General features: G+C 59.4%; 16 protein-coding genes and 3 pseudogenes. 10 read left to right on the top strand and 9 right to left on the bottom strand.

What is annotated here, in order from left to right; all coding sequences use genetic code 11:
* The first annotated feature begins 94 nt into the window (after positions 1-94).
* Both OKW27_RS02700 and OKW27_RS02705 read left to right on the top strand, forming a co-directional pair.
* Positions 95-1540 (top strand): DUF5939 domain-containing protein, encoded by a 1446-nt coding sequence (locus tag OKW27_RS02700; protein WP_429332462.1) that lies wholly within the window; start codon positions 95-97, stop codon positions 1538-1540.
* A 437-nt stretch (positions 1541-1977) separates the two neighbouring features.
* A complete protein-coding gene (locus OKW27_RS02705; RefSeq protein ID WP_429332834.1) occupies positions 1978-2178 on the top strand; it encodes a BON domain-containing protein in 201 nt (66 codons plus the stop codon).
* A gap of 105 nt (positions 2179-2283) precedes the next feature.
* Here OKW27_RS02705 and OKW27_RS02710 read toward each other — a convergent pair.
* Together OKW27_RS02710 and OKW27_RS02715 are read right to left on the bottom strand one after the other, a co-directional pair.
* Positions 2284-2715 (bottom strand): annotated as a pseudogene (locus OKW27_RS02710) (glycine cleavage T C-terminal barrel domain-containing protein); the annotation flags it as partial.
* 8 nt (positions 2716-2723) lie between these two features.
* Entirely contained in the window at positions 2724-3638 is a 915-nt protein-coding gene (locus OKW27_RS02715; protein WP_429332463.1) for an AraC family transcriptional regulator, read from the bottom strand.
* 99 nt (positions 3639-3737) lie between these two features.
* Here OKW27_RS02715 and OKW27_RS02720 point away from each other — a divergent pair, with 99 nt between their 5' ends.
* Positions 3738-4487, top strand: a complete 750-nt coding sequence (locus tag OKW27_RS02720; RefSeq protein WP_429332464.1) for an SDR family oxidoreductase — start codon at positions 3738-3740, stop codon at positions 4485-4487.
* Between the two features lie 36 nt (positions 4488-4523).
* Here the strand turns inward: OKW27_RS02720 and OKW27_RS02725 are convergent, their stop codons facing one another.
* Positions 4524-5264, bottom strand: a complete 741-nt coding sequence (locus tag OKW27_RS02725; RefSeq protein WP_429332465.1) for an SDR family NAD(P)-dependent oxidoreductase — start codon at positions 5262-5264, stop codon at positions 4524-4526.
* 121 nt (positions 5265-5385) lie between these two features.
* Between OKW27_RS02725 and OKW27_RS02730 the strand changes: the two genes are divergently transcribed.
* Positions 5386-6276 (top strand): LysR family transcriptional regulator, encoded by an 891-nt coding sequence (locus OKW27_RS02730; protein WP_090811621.1) that lies wholly within the window; start codon positions 5386-5388, stop codon positions 6274-6276.
* A gap of 87 nt (positions 6277-6363) precedes the next feature.
* On the opposite strand, the gene OKW27_RS02735 is transcribed toward OKW27_RS02730, so the two are convergent.
* On the bottom strand, positions 6364-7254 hold the full coding sequence (locus OKW27_RS02735) for a LysR substrate-binding domain-containing protein (RefSeq protein WP_429332466.1): 891 nt from the start codon (positions 7252-7254) through the stop codon (positions 6364-6366).
* A gap of 100 nt (positions 7255-7354) precedes the next feature.
* On the opposite strand from OKW27_RS02735, the gene OKW27_RS02740 reads away from it, so the two are divergent.
* Together OKW27_RS02740 and OKW27_RS02745 are read left to right on the top strand one after the other, a co-directional pair.
* Entirely contained in the window at positions 7355-7945 is a 591-nt protein-coding gene (locus OKW27_RS02740) for a LysE family translocator (RefSeq protein WP_090811625.1), read from the top strand.
* Between the two features lie 2 nt (positions 7946-7947).
* Positions 7948-8064: pseudogene (locus OKW27_RS02745) on the top strand (cupin domain-containing protein); the annotation flags it as partial.
* 33 nt (positions 8065-8097) lie between these two features.
* On the opposite strand, the gene OKW27_RS02750 reads toward OKW27_RS02745, so the two are convergent.
* The 3 genes from OKW27_RS02750 to OKW27_RS02760 form a co-directional block, all read right to left on the bottom strand.
* Positions 8098-8295 (bottom strand): hypothetical protein, encoded by a 198-nt coding sequence (locus OKW27_RS02750; protein ID WP_429332866.1) that lies wholly within the window; start codon positions 8293-8295, stop codon positions 8098-8100.
* An 86-nt stretch (positions 8296-8381) separates the two neighbouring features.
* Complete coding sequence (locus OKW27_RS02755; protein WP_429332467.1) at positions 8382-9731, bottom strand: NAD(P)/FAD-dependent oxidoreductase; 1350 nt, start codon at positions 9729-9731, stop codon at positions 8382-8384.
* A gap of 586 nt (positions 9732-10317) precedes the next feature.
* Positions 10318-10788 carry a ribonuclease gene (locus OKW27_RS02760; RefSeq protein WP_429332468.1) on the bottom strand — a complete coding sequence of 157 codons (471 nt, stop codon included), beginning with the start codon at positions 10786-10788 and terminating at the stop codon, positions 10318-10320.
* A gap of 160 nt (positions 10789-10948) precedes the next feature.
* On the opposite strand from OKW27_RS02760, the gene OKW27_RS02765 reads away from it, so the two are divergent.
* Entirely contained in the window at positions 10949-11368 is a 420-nt protein-coding gene (locus OKW27_RS02765) for a DUF1810 domain-containing protein (protein WP_429332469.1), read from the top strand.
* 73 nt (positions 11369-11441) lie between these two features.
* Here the strand turns inward: OKW27_RS02765 and OKW27_RS02770 are convergent, their stop codons facing one another.
* On the bottom strand, positions 11442-12428 hold the full coding sequence (locus tag OKW27_RS02770; protein ID WP_429332835.1) for a virginiamycin B lyase family protein: 987 nt from the start codon (positions 12426-12428) through the stop codon (positions 11442-11444).
* Positions 12429-12682: 254 nt separating this feature from the next.
* Here OKW27_RS02770 and OKW27_RS02775 point away from each other — a divergent pair, with 254 nt between their 5' ends.
* The 3 genes and pseudogenes from OKW27_RS02775 to OKW27_RS02785 form a co-directional block, all read left to right on the top strand.
* Positions 12683-13219 carry a DDE-type integrase/transposase/recombinase gene (locus tag OKW27_RS02775; protein ID WP_429332470.1) on the top strand — a complete coding sequence of 179 codons (537 nt, stop codon included), beginning with the start codon at positions 12683-12685 and terminating at the stop codon, positions 13217-13219.
* Between the two features lie 1020 nt (positions 13220-14239).
* Complete coding sequence (locus OKW27_RS02780; protein ID WP_429332471.1) at positions 14240-15799, top strand: hypothetical protein; 1560 nt, start codon at positions 14240-14242, stop codon at positions 15797-15799.
* 421 nt (positions 15800-16220) lie between these two features.
* Positions 16221-16532, top strand: a pseudogene (locus OKW27_RS02785) (transposase); the annotation flags it as partial.
* A gap of 289 nt (positions 16533-16821) precedes the next feature.
* On the opposite strand, the gene OKW27_RS02790 reads toward OKW27_RS02785, so the two are convergent.
* Entirely contained in the window at positions 16822-18480 is a 1659-nt protein-coding gene (locus tag OKW27_RS02790) for a hypothetical protein (RefSeq protein WP_429332472.1), read from the bottom strand.
* Between the last annotated feature and the right edge of the window lie 116 nt (positions 18481-18596).

Raw genomic sequence — 18596 nt, forward strand, 5'->3', positions numbered from 1 at the left:
CGCCGTCCAACCATCACCGTATCTTGCAATCCAAGGTAAAGCGACATGACACGGCAGTTGTGTCTGACTGTTTTCCGTTGACCTGGCCACGACGATGAACATTGACGATCGGCTTCTCGAGAGCAAAATGATCGCGATCGAGCAGGCGAGATCATGGAGTCCGCGTGTCATTTCCAAGCTCGAGACTCTGATCAGGAGCGGCGACGAGCTGTCCGTCTACCGGGTCAATCCGCTGGCGTTTGCGCGAGATCGCGGCATAAGCGAGGCTGAATGCATTGACCTCTTTCTTCATGCGGCGCGATACGGATTGTTCGAGATGAACTGGGACGTTCTTTGTCCGCAGTCGGGAATGGTCCTCCACAGCTTCGGATCATTGCGCACTCTCAAGACCCATTATGTCTGTGGGCTATGCGACGTTACGGGCGAAACCGACCTCGACGATTTCATCCAGGTCACGTTTTCAATATCGCCCGAACTTCGGAGGCTGACGTTCCACGATCCCGAGTCGCTTTCCGTTGAAGATTTCCACTGGAAACTGCGATTTAACGGTGACGGTCGGTTCGTCGGCCAGCAAGTCCGGTTTCTCGACTTCTTGCGGGGGCTCGTGCGCGGCCTCACGTTCCTGCCGCCAGGTTCGACGACGACCCTGCAGGCTGTTCTTGGCCCCGGTGCCTTGACGGGTGTGAATGTCGAGACACAAGCCGCTCTCATTGTTCCGATCGCTGGTGAGGCCGCTACCTCGCCGACACTGTTGCAGGTCGGTTATGACGGTCAACGGTTTGCCCCGGCGCTCTGCGTTGTGCCGCCTGGGCCTGTCGTCATTCAAGTAAGGAATACCGGGAGCACGCGCGGGTCGCTGCTCTTGATCAATTGGCCTCCAGAGGTCGTCGCTCAGGCCATCAAGCCGCCGCTCGAATTCGAACCGTATCTCTCCGGCGGGGCGCTGGTGGCGCGACAGACCTTCCGGCGCCTGTTCCGCTCGGAGAACGTTGACGAGAAGGAAGGCCTTGGGATTCGGCAAGTGACGTTCGTTTTCACGGATCTCAAGGGTTCGACGGCCATGTATGAACGCATCGGCGATCTGAATGCGTACGGCCTCGTCAGACAGCATTTCGCCTTGCTTGAGATGATCGCACAACGGTATTCCGGCGCTATCGTGAAGACGATTGGCGACGCTGTGATGGCCGTCTTTTGTCGACCGACGGACGCGGTTTCCGCGTCATTGAGTATCGTGGAGGAAATCGGGCGCTTCAATCGCGAACGTGGAGAACCGGCGATCATCCTGAAGATCGGGGCACATTGCGGGCCGTCGATTGCGGTGACACTGAACGACAATCTCGATTATTTCGGCCAGGCCGTCAACGTCGCCGCGCGCGTGCAGTCTCTCGCCGACGCCGGGGAGATTTGCATTTCGGAAGCGCTCTATAGTGCGCCTGGGGTCCGCGACCTCCTTGGTGGCCGCACTGTCGTCGAATTTGAGGCTCCGCTTCGCGGCCTCCAGGGCAGGGCAAGCGTGTATCGCATCGTGTCCGGGTGGTGACGGCTTACGGCGCCGATCTTGCCTCCTCCTGGGGCTATTCTTGTTTGCTCAACATTGAACCCGACAGGTGCCGTGATGGAGAAGAACGACGCAGCCGGTTTGCTCCCTATGCATGGCGTTCAGCCGCGTTCCGAGGAAACGCTCGCGACCTGGATCTGCTGGTCAAAGAAATGGTTCGACACGGACAGCGGATTTTGCAAGGTTGGGCAGAACCCAAAGGAGCCAGCATGAACATAAGCAATGCGAGCAGAATAATCGACGCAATGTTAATTGCGGCCATCGCGAGTGGCGCGGCCTATGCGAACGCGCAACAAGGTATGAGCGCGACGGCCGGCGCGGTCGCACAAAGGGTGGCGGCCTCGGGCTCGCCGCCTCGACCCAGGCCGGATACTTCGATAGTTCGTGACGTTCGCCGCGCCCTCAGGCGGGTACCGGATATGGATGATTCAGAGATTCACATCAGGGCCAGCCACGGCGTCGTCACGCTCACCGGATCGGTGCCGGAAAGCTGGCAGATCTCGCGCGCTGGCAATGCATCAAGATCAGTGCTGGGAGTCAAGTCGGTGACGAACAGATTGACAGTGCGAAAGAGCGATGCAGCAAGCATTGACCAACGTCTCGCGGCATCGGCCGGATAGGCTCGATGTTGATCTCATCACTTCGGGAAGCTCCACGAAGGCGCAACGCGCGACTGTTGCGCGAAAACCTGATTTTGGGGTCGTTCGCGCCTCAGCTCGCTGCATTTAGCCCTTCACGCGTTCCGATCGCGAATCGTATGGCGCCCTAAGATGCACGATTGCCCTCACCTGTTCGCCCGCCACGTCGATCGTATAGCGGCCTTGCGTGAGCCACGCGGCATCGGCGGCACCATCGGCACGGTTCACGAAGCCCATTGCAACCGGACATCGCAATGTATGCCCAAACGCGGCTGAGGTTACCGCCCCTCCCGGCTTGCCGTCGCGCAAGATTGCTTCGCCACCCCACAGCATCAGATGTGCGGCGCCGTCGACCGTCAGGGTAACGAGACGCCGGCGCAGCGGCGCCTCGCGCAGACGCAGAAGGGCGTCGCGACCGCGGAAGGCGATGTCCCGGTCGAACTTGCAGGCGAACGCCAGGCCTGCCTCGAACGGATTGCACTCCGGCGAAAGCTCGCGGCCCCAGGCCCGATAGCCTTTTTATGACGCTATCGAGCGACGACATTCGCTGCGTCTCGAGCATACTGCGTGGGCGGCAGCCCGACATGACGCGTGAACGCGACGCTGAATGCGCTCGCCGAGCCGTAACCGACACGCTCCGCGATCACCGCGATGCTGACTTCGTTCCGGCGCAGCAGGCTCCTCGCGACGGCCATGCGCCACGACAACAGATACTCCATCGGTGCCACGCCGACTGCGCGGCTGAATCGATCGAAGAAAGAGGACCGTGAAAGCGCGGCGGTTCTTGCGAGTTGTGCGATCGTCCAGGGCTTGTGCGGACTCTCGTGCATATGACGGATGGCAAGCGCGAGACGGGCGTCGGCGAGGCCGCGGACGAGTCCGGGCGAGGCCCCCGTCCCCGTGGCTCGCAACGCTTCAATGAAGAGCACCTCGAGCAGTCGCGCCAGCACGACCTCGCGCGCGGGCCGCTGCGCGCGCGATTCTTCCCTCACGAGCTTGACGAGCGTCGCCAGCCTGGGTTCACCGCGCACGTGCGCGAGCTTGGGCAAGAGCGAGACAAGCAAGGCCGCATCCGGCGAACCGAATGCGCAGAGGCCCGCAAGCCATTGGGCTTCTGGCGCGACCGATGCATCGCCGAAACGAAAGCTGCCGTCGGGCAGTGCCGCGGGCGCGCTATCGGAGACGTCGTCATCGTCGGGCGGGTTGATGCTCGTCATCGTGAAGCTAAAAACTTCGGGCACGAGCACGAAGTCATCGGCCTGAAGAATAAGCGGCTCGCAACCATTGACGGATAGACGGAAGGAACCTTCGAGCACCACGCAATAGAACGGCTGGCCGACTTCCGTGCGGCTCGCGCGCCAGCGCCCGGCGCCGCTCAGCACTTTCGAGAACGTGGGCGTCGGCCTCAGCAATGTGACGATTTCGGCGAGCGGGTCGATCATGATCGGACGATTTCGAATGAAACCTGGACGCTCAATTGTAGCGAGTCCGGGTGGTCAGGACTTATTGTGTTGGGACTGTCACCAACCACAGGATTCGACATGAAGACCGTCTTGATTACCGGTTGCTCGTCCGGCTTTGGCCTCGAAATCGCGCGTTATTTTCTGGATCGCGACTGGCGCGTTATCGCCACGATGCGCGCGCCACGCGAAGACGTCTTGCCGCGCTCCGATCGTCTTTCGATTCTCGCCCTCGACGTGAAGGACCCGCAAAGCATTCGCGCCGTCGTCGATGCCGCCGGTCGGATCGACGTGCTCGTCAATAATGCGGGTATCGGTTTTCTGAACGCGCTCGAAGGAACGCCGATGGACACCGTGCGCGATATCTTCGAGACCAACACGCTCGGTACCATTGCGATGGCGCAGGCCGTGTTGCCGCAGTTCCGCGAGCGCCGCGAAGGTGTGATCATCAATGTGACGTCGACCGTCACCTGCAGACCGCTGCGTTTGCTGTCGGTCTACACCGCGAGCAAGTCCGCGGTCAACGCGTTCAGCGAATCGCTCGCGCTCGAACTGGAGCAGTTCAATGTGCGCGTGCGTGTCGTGCTGCCGGGACGCGCGCCTTCCACCCGCTTCGGCGAGAACGCGCAGGCACGTATGAAAGACGGATTCGCCGAGCCGTACGGCGCGCTCGTGGAGCAGATTTTCGCAAACTGGCAGAAAGAAACGGCCGTCACGCACGCATCGGATGTCGCAGAAGCGGTTTGGCTCGCAGCGACCGATTCATCGAGCCCGTTCAACATCCCCGCCGGCGAGGACGCTGTCGAGTGGTACAACGCGGCCGCTAAATAGCACGAGTAAAAATCGCGGAGATGAGAGCCTCGGGCCTCAGACCTGGCCGATGCCGCCGTCATTCATCAAATCCGCGCCCGTCATATAGGAACTCTGTTCGGAGGCGAGAAAGAGCGCCGCGCTGGCCATCTCCTCGGCGCGGGCGAGTCGACCGATCGGGACCATGCTCTTGTACATGCTCACCAGATCCTCGCGTGTCGCCGACTGGGAGTCGAGAATCGGGGTGTCGGTGACACCGGGGCTAAGCATGTTGACGCGAATGCCGCGATCCTTGAATTCGGCGGCCCAGGTGCGGGCATAGGAACGCAACGCGGCCTTGGTCGCCGCGTAGGCGGTATGACCAGGGATGCCCATGACGTGCATGGCCGACGAAACCAGGATGATCGACCCGCCACCTGTCATCAACGGCAGCAGCTTCTGCACCAGGAATACCGGGCCGCGCGCCATGAGGTTGAATGCCTTGTCGAAATGCTCAGGCGTGATGGTGTCGATCGAAGCCTGCTCGGTAAAGCCCGCGTTCGACACGATGATGTCGACGACACCTTTTTCGCCCCTGACTGCCGCAGCGACACGGTCGAGGTCATCGAGATTCGCGGCGTCGGCCTGAATCGCGGTAACGTTGCGTCCGAGCAGTTTGACGGCCTCGTCGAGCTGGCCTTGGCGCCGACCGAAGATAAAGACGTGAGCACCTTCGGCGACGAATCGCCTGGCGATCGCCAGGCCGATACCCGTCGTTCCGCCGCTAATCACGGCGATCTTCCCTGTGAGAGTAGACATTGAAGCTTCTGCCTGTTGGTGAATGGAAGTGACATCGTAATTGCGGCCACTGCGAATGATAATCGGCGGATTTATCATAAGATCCATTCACCGAGAGAATAGATCGCACGAGAGAAATACAATGGATCGGTTTCACGAATTGAACGCCTTCTTCGCCGTCGTTGAAGCGGGTGGCTTTTCCGCCGCGGCGCGCAGAACCGGCGAGTCACAGTCCGCGATCAGTAAGTCGATCGGCGCGCTGGAAAAGCGCCTGGGCGTGCTGCTATTCAACCGAAGCACACGCAGCGTGACCCTGACGGATCAGGGGCAGAAATACTACGAACGCACCAAGCCGTTGCTGGACGAGATTGAGGTGGCCGACAGCGAACTGACCAGCAGCACGCTGGATGTCTCGGGGCTGGTCCGGATCGCCTCTGCCTCTACGTTCGGTCGCCTGCACGTTGTTCCGCTCATTCCCGAGCTGCTGTCGCGCTATCCTGGTCTGCGGGTCGAGCTCGTGTTGTCGGATTTCGTACGCGATATGGTCGAGGATCGAATCGATCTCGCGATTCGAGTGGGCTCCGTCAACGATCCGGATTCGGTCGTGAAGCGGATTGCGAGCACCCCGCTGGTCTGCGTCGGATCGCGTCGCTATTTCGAGCAATACGGTGTACCAAAGGATCCTACCGAACTCGCCAATCACAATTGCCTGCTCTACGGCGGTCTGATGGAGTCGGCAAACTGGCCGTTTCATGGGCCACGAGGCCGATTCAGCGTACCGGTGCGAGGCAACCTGTCGTCGAATAGCGTCGAGACAATACGATCGGCCGTGCTCGCGGGCGTGGGAATCGGCCTCTTCGCGAAGCTCTCGCTCGCCGACGAACTCAAGCATCCCGACATTGTGACCGTGCTAGACGACTTCATTCGCGACGCCCGTGATGTAAGCATCATCTGGCCGAGGCGTCGTTTCGTGCCTGCGCGCGTGCGCCGGGTGACTGACTATTTTGCGGCTGCGCTGCCGCAGCGCTTGTAGGAGCGACGTCCGTGAACTAAAAGATGGCTGGCGGCACTGCGTGCGTCTGAATCAGTCGATTCCGGCGCGCACTTCAAACGCCGGACGTCACGCAATGTTCGCGAGCCGCGCGCGTCGAGTGCCTGCGTCGCTCGACATCGAATCCCGCACATGGCGCGCGAATTCCTGTGCCGCTGGCTGAACCGTCGCGGGCAATCGCAGACAGATCGCGAACGCAGGCAGTGCAGGCAAGCCGCTGACTCGAAACGTGAGCGTCTCCAGATCGGCCGGCACCGTGGAGGCGAGCCAGGCCGTGATCGCGAGGCCCGCGCGCACCGTTGCGGCGGTCGCCTCGATGTTTCCGCTCTCGAACACCGTGCGCCACGCAATGCCCTCGTCCGCGAGCGCGCCGAGCACCACCGGACGGAAAGCACAACGATCGTCTACCATCGACAGCGGCAACGGCCGCTTCTGCCATGCATCACTGCCGCGCCCCTTGACCCACACCAGCGGCTCGATGCAGACCACTTCACCTTCGGCTTCGCTTGCGACATATTCGACCAACGACACGTCAACGCGACCGCTATTCACCGCTTCGCTCAGCTCTGGCGACGCCGCGCACACCAACGAAATTTCGACGTGCGGATGCGCCTCGGCGAATGCCTTCATCGCGGGCGCGAGCCGCGTCACGAGATCGTAAGGCACGCCCACACGCAAGGCGCCGCGCAACGGCTGGCCGGTCATGTCGGCCCAGATTTCATCGTTCAGCCGCAGCAGCTTGCGCGCCTTCACGAGAAACTGCTCGCCCTGGTGCGACAGTTCCAGCCGGCGCGTCTTGCGAACGAACAGAAGGCAATCCAGCACATCTTCGAGGCGCTTCACCTGTTGGCTCACGGCGCCTTGCGTCATGTGCAGCAGATTCGCGGCGACCGTCATGCTGCCGCTATCGGCGACGGCAACGAAGGTGCGGATCAGATCGAGGTCGAGGTTTCGGCTCATCTATGCATTATGCGGCGTAATGTACCGCATCAATATTATTAGCTTTCACGATGCCTTGACGATCCGTACAGTGCGAATTCACTGATCCGAATGTGCACCGATGACCTCGATTCTGCCGCTTCTGCTCTTCGTCGCCGTCGCGACCGTGACGCCCGGCGGCGCGACCACGCTCGCCGCCGCCTCAGGCGCACGCTTCGGCTTCGTACGCTCGATACCGCTGATGCTCGGCATCGCTATGGGCCTCGCCTTGCTCGCTGCGCTCGCCGCACTCGGGCTTGGCGGTCTGCTTCTCACGCTGCCATCGCTGCAAACGGCGGTGAGAACGCTCGGCTCCGCGTATCTGCTGTGGCTCGCGTGGCGCATCGCGCGCAGCGGGCCGCCAAACGCGAGCAACGGCCCCGTGCGGCCGGTTTCGCTCGTCAACGGTTTCCTGCTGCTCTGGCTCAACCCGAAAGGCTGGGCGATGACGGTTGGCGCGGCGGCGTCTTTTGCGCTGCTCGCAAACAATCCGAACCGCCTCGCGATGCTGCTCGGTGCAGCGTTCGGGGTGACTGCGTGCGCGTCGCTCGCGCTGTGGTGTGCGCTCGGCGTGCTATTCGCGCGGCTGTTTCGGACGCCGCGCCACTGGCGCATTCTCAATCTCGCGATGGGTGTGCTGCTCGCCGCATCCCTCATTCCGACCTGGAGATAAGCATGTCTTCCCATCCGTTCGCCGATGTGTCGGATCATTGGGCGCCGAAAGTTGTCGCACAGGTCAACGATCAGTACGTGAAGGTCGCGAAAGTGCGCGGGTCTAAAGCGGGAAGGGATGTCTGCTCCGCTTCCGTGTCCAGACGACGCGTGTCAGTTGTAGCCAAGGACAGCGGCGGAAGACACGTCCGGCCTCTCAGGAACATTCGAAGCGATCGTCGATACCGTCGATGCGAGAAACGATCTATATACCGAGCGCGATCGATTTTCAGAGCCATTCTTGCCGTTTCCAGCGCGCGTGGCGCCTCCGCTCGAGTCGACGCTGAAAGGCGATAGATCGAAGCTGTTCATGGTGTTCCCTCCGTCTTCCTGGGTTTAGAACCGGTTGATTGACTTGTGGCGGCCAGACCTTTTCGCCATCCAAAGCGAAATAGTGCTCAGTGCAGTTTGACGTGCGGCGCAGTGCTTCGACGGAGCCGATGCGCGAGGGTATTGACGATCATGCGTGCATAGCCATGCAGCGCCGCAACGTGCATCCGATACAGCGACAAATACATGAAGCGAGCAAGCAGTCCGTCCACGAGCATGCTGCCGCCGATAAGCCCTCCCATCAGACTCCCTACCGCATTCGCGTGCCCGAGCGACACTAGCGAGCCGAGATCGCGATAGGCAAACTCCGGAAGCTTTTGCCCCTCGATGCGTCGCGCAAGTGCCTTGACTAAAAAAGATGCCTGCTGATGAGCCGCCTGGGCGCGCGGTGGAACATTGCGCTCGAAACCCAACCATGGACAGGCCGCGCAATCGCCGAATGCGAATATATGGTCGTCGAGATCCGTTTGAAGCGTGCGACGCACACTGAGTTGCCCCAGATGATTGACGGTCAGCCCATCGAGCATTGAAAGCACCGCGGGCGCCTTGATGCCCGCGGCCCACACCGTGAGATCCGCACGTATCGTCTTGCCGTTTTTCGTGCGGATGAGTCCGGGCGCGACCTCCGCGACCCGCTCGTCGACCATCAACTTGACATTGAGTTTGTCCAGCAGTCCGGCAGCTGCGGTGGACACGCGTTCTTTCAACGCTGGCAGAATCCGCGGCCCAGCTTCAATGAGCACGATCCCGACGTCGTGTGTGGGGTCGAGCCGATGCAAGCCGTATGATGAAAGTACCTTCGCCGTATTGCGCAATTCGGCGGACAATTCCACGCCCGTAGCGCCTCCGCCAACGATCGCGACCTGAACACGAGGCGCGTGATCGACGGGCACGCCACATGCACTCCGCTCACCGGCGTCTCGTTGTTGTTCGGCGCGAATGCAAGCTGAAATCAGGCGCTTTCTGAAGCGTTCCGCTTGAGCGACGTTGTCAAGCGCGAGCGAATTTTCCGCCGCGCCCGCCACGCCGAAGTAGTGCGTTGTACTACCGATGGCAAGAATCAACGAGTCGTACCCGATTCGGCGCGGCGGTACCAGTTCGGTTCCGTCGTCATCGAGCAGTGGCGCAAGCAGGACCTGCCTCGAGCCACGATCCAGTCCGACAAGTTCGCCATGGATGAACTGGAAGCCGTGCCACTGGGCTTGCGCGGCGTACGCCAGTTCCTGTGCGAATGGGTCCAGACTTCCTGCTGCGACCTCGTGCAACAGGGGCTTCCAGATATGCGTCGGGTTGCGGTCGATCAACGTAACGGAGGCACGTTGCGCCCCGCTTCTTCGCCGACCACCATAACGATCGCCTAGCCTCGTTGCGAGTTCGATGCCACCCGCCCCTCCTCCCACGATCACAAAACGATGCATGCAGATTCTCCCTGGACGACGACGCGCGGTACGGAAATCCAACACAGCGGTTGAGAACAACTATCGCAGAAGCCCGACGGCAGGAAAATCTCATAGTTCTGATGGCTGCCTTCAGGTTTTCTGATTGAGAGATCTCCTACTGACCTCGCCCTCAACGGCGTACTCGCACTGGCTGGAATCCCCTCCAGGTTCACACGCACGATGCCCGAGACCCGGCGCGCGACTTCACTTCGGCGCAGTCGGCTCGCCGCGATGGCCAGGCGCTCGAACGTACTGCTAAACGCAGTTCGGCGCCCTTCCACTCGGCGTGGTCGTCAAAGGGGTGATCGTAGGTGTAGGTGCCGCGCTGATGGCTGGGGGTCGTTCTTCGCCAGATCTGTGGTGATCAGGATGAAGCCATCAACGTTCAGACTTTTGGTCGATGGATTGATGCTGTCGGCAGGTATCTCATCGTTGTGGGCCTCAATTGCACGATGACTGCGCCGCCGAACTCGCTGAAACAGGCGCCATCGCAGCTAGCAAAAAGATGCCTTGCGACGCCGCCGCCAGTTCGCAGATAGCGTCGCTGATGCAGTTCATTCCGTCTTTATTCTCCAATGCGCTTGAAGCTGGCGTAGTAATCGTCGGTGTAATAGCACTCGCCGGTTTGCTTGCGCGGCCCACCACATACGATCCGACGCTGCCCCCGATCCGTCGCGCCTGGTGTGCGAACCGTATAGGTGTGGTAGTAACCGCGCGGATGCTTCGGCAGCAAAGCCGCACTGTTACGAAACAAGACGCCGTCATCGCTAAACGGGAAGGGGCCGCCCGCTTTGATCAGTCGCAGTGTTTCGGCCGCTTCCGCCGGCAACTGCGCCTTGGTGACGGTGACCAGCGCGCCCGTTCCTTGGGCGCCTGATGCAGCGGTTGCAGCGCTCGCACCCTGTGCTGGCTGAACCGGCGCCGAGCTCGCGGATGCGCCCGATGCCTCAGTGGCGCTTTGCGGTCCCTGCTTGCCGCATCCGCCGAAGATCGCGCTCAACGCGACGATGCAGGAGACAGCCCACGCTCTCTTCACGAAACGGTTCTCCCTTCGTTGACCAGCACCCGACGACCTGGATAGACGTAAAGGTATCGCTAATGACGGAGCGAATCAACGATCCATCGTAGACCCGTGCCTTCATGCGCGCGAGAATCGTGGTTTAACGATGGTTTCCACGCCTGCAGCGGAGTACGAAATGGACGATCCCTATGATCTTCAGCGCTTCCTCGATGCACAAGAGCCGGTCTACGACCAGGTATGCGATGAACTGAGGCACGGACGCAAGCGAAGCCACTGGATGTGGTTCGTGTTTCCTCAAATCGAGGGGCTCGGAACCAGCGCAATGGCTCAGCGATTCGCGCTTACGTCGCTGGACGAAGCGCAAGCCTATCTGCGTCACCCGATACTCGGCCCACGGCTGCGCGAAACGACGCACCTGGTCAACCTCGTCAGCGACCGCTCCGTCGAGGAAATATTCGGGTATCCGGATGACCTGAAGTTTCGCTCGTCGGTCACCTTGTTCGCGCGCGCCACGAACGACAACGACGTATTCATCGAAGCTTTGCGCAAGTATTTCGGCGGAGAAGCCGATCCGCGGACCCTCCAGCTGCTCTAAACCATTTTGGTAGCGGTCCCGCGCACGCGGGGCGCAGCGGACCGCGCAATTCCGCTCCCGGTGCAGAGCGTGGTCACTGCCCGCTCAGATCGGCTGCACGGGATCGAAAGAGCAGCAGGTGATCCGTGCCGGATTCGGACAGCCAGACCTCGCCCGGACGACCCATCATCTGACGCACGTTCGCGTGGTCACGCGGCAGCCGCAACACGTCGAACCGCTCGGCACGCGGATCGAAGCGCACTAGCGCATTAGCACTCCATTCGCTGAGCCAGACGATGTCCTGGTCGTCGACGAATATTGCATACGCGTGCGGATCGGTGCCGGGCAGTCGCCATTCGCGCCAATGATGCGTGCCAGGATCGTACACGCCGACTTTTCCGGCGTTCCACTCGCTGACCCAGATGCGCCCCCTGGAATCGGCCCAGACGCGGCGCGCGCCCTGATTCGACGTTGGTGGCTCGATGACCTGTGCCGCGCCCGTCGTCGGGTCGATGCGACCTACGTAATTTCCCGCCAGCGAAGCGAAATACAGATCCCCGGAGCGGGTCACGCAGATACCGTAGGGCCCGGCCCCGCGTGGGGCATCAAAGACGCGCATGCGCGATCGCTGCGGATCGAGTTCGCCGTAGATACCACTTTGCCCCGTAAACCACAGATGCCCCTGTTTGTCGAACACGGCGGTATTCAGATTGGCGTCCGGCCGGTCCTTGGGTAGCGGAAAACGCGTGACGGCGAGCGTCTTCGGATCGATACGCACGATTGCGTTCTGGCCGCCGTCAGTGACCCACGCCGCACGATCGGGGCCGACGATCACGCCATGTGGCGCCGATCCAGCGCCGAGCGCGATCATGTCGGTTTTGCCGCTGCGCGGGTCCAGCCGCCCGACCGCTCCCCGCGCCTGCGCGGTGTACCACACGGTGCCGTCATGCGCCGGTGCGACGTCATGCGGTGCGCTGCCGGCCGGGACGGCGAAGCTCTCGAACGACGGCGGCTGTGCTTGAGCCTGCGCGAGGCCAAGGTTGTCTGTGCTGATCGCGCAAGCGATGGCGTACAGAGCCAGGGCAATCGCAGACCGGGCAGTGGATTGCGGGGCAAGCTTCGGAAAATGTTTGAAGTCCAAGCGGGCAAATTGAAGTTGACCCGCAAAAACGGACATCTATCCTTTGGAGAAGGAGGTGCCGATTATGGCCAAGCATCGTACCCCGTACCCGAATTGGTAAGGAGCGTCGCCTGCCGCTGATGGGATGATCCCGTGCCATCATGGACTGACATGGCTTTGTCACGTTTGGCGCTGCGGTCAGTTAAGATGAAGTGATGAAGAAAACGAAATCGCTGTATCACGGTCACCGGTTCCCGGCGTCAGTCATCAGTCACGCGGTACGCTGGTATTTCAGGTTCCAGCTCGACCAGCACGGCATCGAGCTCGACATCCTGCTACAGAAGCGGCGCGACAAGGCCGCCGCGAAACGTTTCTTCAAACGTGTACTGGCGGCCTGTCCCGAGGTGCCGAAGAAGATCGTCACTGACCAGTTGCGCAGTTACCCCGCAGCAAAGACCGAAATCCCGGAGCTGGCGAACGTGAAGCATGTGTTCGCCAAGGCGGCCGCCCGCGTCAACAACCGTGCAGAGAACAGCCATCAGCCCACGCGTGAACGCGAGCGACGTATGCGTGGTTTCCGACTGCCCGGGCGCACGCAGGCGTTCCTGTCGTGCTTCGGTCCGGTCCGGCAACACTTCGCGCTCAAGCATCATTTGCTGCGCGCGTCGCTTTATCGAAAGCAGCTCGCGACCCGGTTTGAAGCCTGGCGTCTTTTCACCGGTCTCACCCAGAATCCGTCTGCTGTTTTCTGAGCGACTGTTTCGCCTGAACACGATTCGTCCGGTGATCGGCAACGTGACAAAGCCCCCTCAACACTCGAACGGTCGATCGAATGAAGGAACTTGCATACCGTCCTCCAATCGAGCGCCCGTGGTGGAAGTTCTCCGCGATAGGTACGGGGCGTGTCGATGACATCGAGTCGATTCCTCGTGTAGCCGCGATCGGCGCAGAACCTCAGAAAGGCGCGAAGGTGTGCAACCGTATGCTGAAGACTCTGACGGCAAAAACGCTTGCTGGTTTGATCGCAAGACCGTGGAGTAGTGGCGCAAATGCTGCCATGTGGCGTCTATCGTCGCGCAGTGTCTACTCGCCGCGCTTTCACGGCCGCCTAGGGAACGAAAACTTAATTCGACCCCTGATTTCAGCGAGGTGTCGAGCAGGTTGACTTTTAAATAAAAATAATCGTGCGGCAATATCGAGCGCGCTTTGATAGGGTCGAAACCGCAAAAATACAGGGGCGTCCAATCCTCTGATCAGTGGAGAAGGCCACAATTTTTTCAATGCAGCAGACTATTCGAAATAGATCCTCCTTTTTGGCGGAAATCTGCTGCCTACTCTTTTAATTTTGCTCCTTTACCGGTAGGGTTTACCCCGTTCGAAGCACTAGTGCGAAGAATTTGCCGAGCGACTCGGGGGAACGCTTTCCGGTAGGAAAACTTTGCGTTGCGAGTGCCGCGCGTGTTCGGCGGTACCGTAACGCGGTCACGGTTGTTTCCACCGTTGGTTCTGAATCTCACGATCGCGCGAAATAGCACGCCCGCTTTGATCGGCTTGCGCACGTCAGTTGTACTCGCACGCTCAATGGAACGGCATTTTTATCAGGCTGATAAAAATCTCGCAGAAGAATGCGTGCATAGGACATAAATTTTCCAGTCGATAAGGACTGCGAATAAACGGTTAGTCGGTGTTAATCGCATTTACTAATTCGAAAATTAGAAAACCAAATTTTTTAACTTTTTTCGGGAATTTTCCCGATAGTGGAATAATTCGTAATGTTAAAACGACGACAATTTCTTGGTGGCCTGACGGCGCTAGGTGGAAGTGTTATTTTGAGCGCGTGCGGCGGTGGTGGCACGGAAGATAGCGGCATTGCCTCCAGCGCGGCAGCCCAGAAAGCAAGCGCAACGGCAAAGAGTGCTTCACCGAACGGTTCGGCAATGCCGCCGGCTAGCTCGCTGATTGACGGCGCGGGCGCCACCTGGACGCTTTCGGGCGGCTCGGTTTACCAAAACGGAGCAAAGGCCGGAAACAACTACAATGTGATCCTCGCGCTGTGTTACAACGGCAACATCTATGTTGAAAACACAAGCGGACAGTTCTCCACATGGACTGGCTCGGGGTGGCAGGGTTGCAGCGATCCGCGCTTGGGCACTACGTCTCCAGACGGAACCACGATGCCTTCCGCGGCGAGCATTATCGACAAGACCGGCGCTGTCTGGACCCTGACCAACGGTGTCATCTACAAAAACGGCGTTGTCGTTGGAATCAACTACAACGTGACGCTCGTGCTCTGGTACGGCGGCAAGGTCTATTGCTGCAACACAAGCGGACAGTTTTACGCGAATGCCGAGGTCGCCTCCCAATGGTTGCCGTGCACCGATCCGCGCATTGCCGTAGCTGCGGCTGCGGGTAGCTTCTACGGTATCAACGGTCACTTCGATTACACGTACACGCCCGCGCAAGTCGTCTCGATCCTAAAGGGTTTGGGGTGCACGAGCTACCGCGTCGGCTGCACGTCGGATCCGAGTGAACTGAATGCCGTGGTCAAACTCGCGCAGGCGTTCCAGTCGGCTGGGATGACGCTGCTCATAACGATTGCACAGGGTTTCTACGACACCAGCGGCACGCTTTTCGCGAGCGAATCGGCCTCTTACAACGCCGGTTACGCGTCCGCCTCGACGATCGCCAATGCGCTGAAGCCGTATGGGGTGGCCCTTTATGAATGTGGAAATGAGCTGACCCGCGACAAGGCCATCATCATTGACTCAACCAACGCAGGTACGAAGGCGATCGATTTCAACAATGCGAACTGGCCTCTCATGCGCGGCGCCATGCGCGGCATGATCGACGGAGTAAAGTCGGTTCTGCCTTCCGCGAAGTGTGGTATCAACTTCTGCGTTGCGGATGTCGGCGCGTCGGACGCGCTGTGGGACGGCATCCAACCGGACGGCAGCGGCGGCCATCCGAAAGTGCGCTGGGACATCACGACCTGGCACAACTACGAAGTGTACGGCGACATTTTCAACATTGGTACGGATGGCGCTGGGCCCGGCATCGATCTGCCGACGTACTGCAAGGCCAGATACGGTGTGCCGTTCATCATCACGGAGTGGAACACCGGTCCGGAACAAACGCAGGCGTATCGGGCAAATTACATTACGTCGCAATTCGGTTCGTTCTATGCGGCACGAAAGACGCACAACATTCAGTCCGTCATGTATTACGTGCTCGATAGCGGCAACAACACTTTTGGCATTATGACTAACGGTGTGCCGTTGAACCCGCCGTACGGTGCGTTCACGGGCTTTACGTCGAGCCACGCGGACATCTGATCCTGGCGAATACTCGCGTCTGACGCGCCGATCTGGCCTCCCGTTGCTTCCGCGCGCGAGGCCAGTTCTTTTGTCGGTGGCCGTTTGCTTCCTGACGCGTCGGTGCGAGTCAATCGACCTCGCTTGCCATCGGTCTGGATTGTTTGCCCCACTCGAAGTCGACCTGTAAAGTGGACCCAGAAATTGAGACAAGCATTTAAGCTGTCGTCGTAGATGACAGGAAACTAGTAATGAGCGCAGGAAACAAGAAAGGTGTTCGCGCACTCGGATTTCTGTTTCGAAGAACGGCGGACAAGAAGAGCCGTATGAATCGAGAGATTCACGTACGGATCTGTGAGAGCCTGAGGGGCCAGTTCCATCGGGCCACTCGACCGTTGTTTGATTCTTATAGACATGGTCCGGCGGGGTAGAATCAGAGTGAATGAAAGCCTACTCAGCAGAAAGAAAAGAAGCGCTGGTGCGCCGCATGATGCCGCCGGAAAACGCGCTGGTTTCGGCGCTGGCCAGAGAAACGGGGATTAATGAACAGACGCTGTACACCTGACGCCGACAGGCGAAAGGACAAGGACTGGCCGTGCCGGGCGATGGGAAGAATCCCGAAGGATGGAGTCTTCGGAAGACAAGTCTGCCGTAGTGCTGGAATTCGCCCCGCTCAATGCAGTGGAGCTGGCGGAGTACTGCCGCCGCAAAGTTCTTTATCCCAAACAGATCGCGGCGTGGCGATCGTCCTGTCAGGCAGATGAAAACGGCGAAAGGAACCCATCCGCGCGTCGCCGAACAATTCTACTCCCTGGTTATCTAAGGTGTCCTTGTCATATCACCTTCCTTCGTCATTCTCTCCTTACTGCGACAGAACCGATCTGCGAACTGGCAAACAGCGGGTCGTCGCACAGCCTTGCTCCTTCGCCCGGCCAGACCGACTGGCCCATTGCACCTATCGAATAACATGGGTTCGGTCAGGGTTGGGCCACCGCAGTACGTGCCTCATCACGACGAAAAGCCCCTGCTTGTGCGAACCGGAATCAAAATGAGCACGCAACGTAGCGGCCAGGCTGGAACTTCGCCAGCAAAAGAGACCGCATTGAAGGATCAAGTGTCCCTCGCTGGTCGACTTGTGGACCATGCGGGAAAGAACGGAAGCTGAATCCGACAGGAAACGACCCGTCGACAAATCGCTCCAAGTCGTGTCTATTCCTGAACGGTGTGAAATCGAAAACGCAGGACTGCCTCCGTGCATTCTCGATCTTTTTCTTCAGGTTAGAGACGGTATCGGGCACTGAATAGGGCGCCGCCTCGACCTCGATAATCGACGCGCGTTTCGGATAATAAAGCTGAGGAAACGCGTCCATGGTCGGGCCGACATCCGGGATACGTAACGAGACGATTATGTCCGCATTTGTGCCCGAATTGCGATAGCGCTCAAGTGCATCGACAGGCGAGACGTATCGATGATGGACAATGTTACCTGCCAACGTCGTAATAAATTCCGCCTGCGCAGTAAGCAGGCAAAAGGCCCCATAAATAATGACGGGTATCGCCGGATAATAGTTCGTTCTTGTACGGGTAACCAGCCCGACAAGCGCAGCGATCACAAAAACTAGACCGTAGCTCACAGTGCGCGGCGAATAGATATCGTATTGAGTCAAAGTGCGCAGATAGAATGCGAGCAAAAGGTAGCCTGCGCCACTTAGCGCCAGCAGGCGACAAGGCTGTGCATCGACGCGTGCCCGGCTACCCGACGCAGAAGCCCACCCTCGAGTTCGCTTCAAACCCCATAGCAATATCAGCAGCAACGCCCCCGTGAGAATAAACTCCTTGCCCACCTGACGGATGAACCTAAACAACAGAAAAACGAAGGTTTCTGGCGCTGGGATACGCGGCGTACCGGTAGGAAAACCCGTCGCGACCACATTGAATTTTTGATACCCGAGGAAAAAGATTGCGGCGGCCACGAATGCGGGCAATGCTCTAATGGCCGTCGTTCTGCCGTACGAGATCCATGCCGCAGCGAAAATTACCACGGAAAACGGCGCAAAGAAATATCTCGACGAACATCCGACAATGAGCGCGCACGCGAGCAATACCGCGTACCAGCGTGATGAACCGTTGTGCGCAATTCTGGAGATTGCATAGATAGACGCGCAAAATGCAAGCAAAAAAAGATTTTCAGACCATGTGTACTGGTAAAGCTCGATGGTGAACGGATTGACGACGATTAGAACCGGAACCAGCACATTCCTGAAGGTCTTCATCAGGAAGAAAAAGCCGACGAACAGCAGGATAAGGTTAGTGACCTTGCTGCTTACGATCAAGGCGCCTATCTCGGTCGAAGGCGCAGTCAAGGCAATCACCAGCGGATAGCCACAAGGAAATGTTGCAAAGTAGGCGCCCCGCACCGAACAGCCCTGCCCGTCTCTGATCGATTGAGCAAGATGCAGGTAATTCCAGGAGTCGATGGTCAGGTAACCAAACGTGCTCGCCCAACCGGCACTGATGCCCAACACCAGGAAAATCGCGGCAGCATAAGCCCACTTCGTCGAATACCAGCGTATGGCGACGGAATCCGTACCCGGTGGTAGCCGATCCTGAGTCCGGTACTCCGGACTGGAGGAACTCCCGCTCTGGCTGTATTGCGGCCGTAGTAAGTCAGCAAGCCGCTCAAGATAACTGACTATTCGCATCCCTATAGTTCCTCCAATGCCGCTCCCGTCGATTCAACCCCTATGCGGCCGCGCGGTACGCGGCGCACACGCTGCCGTGGCGAGAGCATCGGCACGACCGACGTAACTGGAGCATG

It is taken from the genome of Paraburkholderia sp. 35.1 (assembly GCF_050436525.1).
Lineage (GTDB): Bacteria > Pseudomonadota > Gammaproteobacteria > Burkholderiales > Burkholderiaceae > Paraburkholderia > Paraburkholderia tuberum.

Bases quoted from the DNA above. Each gene is read 5' to 3' on its own strand.
- OKW27_RS02700 (WP_429332462.1), top strand. From the start codon at position 95: ATGAACATTGACGATCGGCTTCTCGAGAGCAAAATGATCGCGATCGAG.
- OKW27_RS02705 (WP_429332834.1), top strand. From the start codon at position 1,978: ATGGATGATTCAGAGATTCACATCAGGGCCAGCCACGGCGTCGTCACG.
- OKW27_RS02715 (WP_429332463.1), bottom strand. From the start codon at position 3,638: ATGATCGACCCGCTCGCCGAAATCGTCACATTGCTGAGGCCGACGCCC.
- OKW27_RS02720 (WP_429332464.1), top strand. From the start codon at position 3,738: ATGAAGACCGTCTTGATTACCGGTTGCTCGTCCGGCTTTGGCCTCGAA.
- OKW27_RS02725 (WP_429332465.1), bottom strand. From the start codon at position 5,264: ATGTCTACTCTCACAGGGAAGATCGCCGTGATTAGCGGCGGAACGACG.
- OKW27_RS02730 (WP_090811621.1), top strand. From the start codon at position 5,386: ATGGATCGGTTTCACGAATTGAACGCCTTCTTCGCCGTCGTTGAAGCG.
- OKW27_RS02735 (WP_429332466.1), bottom strand. From the start codon at position 7,254: ATGAGCCGAAACCTCGACCTCGATCTGATCCGCACCTTCGTTGCCGTC.
- OKW27_RS02740 (WP_090811625.1), top strand. From the start codon at position 7,355: ATGACCTCGATTCTGCCGCTTCTGCTCTTCGTCGCCGTCGCGACCGTG.
- OKW27_RS02750 (WP_429332866.1), bottom strand. From the start codon at position 8,295: ATGAACAGCTTCGATCTATCGCCTTTCAGCGTCGACTCGAGCGGAGGC.
- OKW27_RS02755 (WP_429332467.1), bottom strand. From the start codon at position 9,731: ATGCATCGTTTTGTGATCGTGGGAGGAGGGGCGGGTGGCATCGAACTC.
- OKW27_RS02765 (WP_429332469.1), top strand. From the start codon at position 10,949: ATGGACGATCCCTATGATCTTCAGCGCTTCCTCGATGCACAAGAGCCG.
- OKW27_RS02775 (WP_429332470.1), top strand. From the start codon at position 12,683: ATGAAGAAAACGAAATCGCTGTATCACGGTCACCGGTTCCCGGCGTCA.
- OKW27_RS02780 (WP_429332471.1), top strand. From the start codon at position 14,240: ATGTTAAAACGACGACAATTTCTTGGTGGCCTGACGGCGCTAGGTGGA.
- OKW27_RS02790 (WP_429332472.1), bottom strand. From the start codon at position 18,480: ATGCGAATAGTCAGTTATCTTGAGCGGCTTGCTGACTTACTACGGCCG.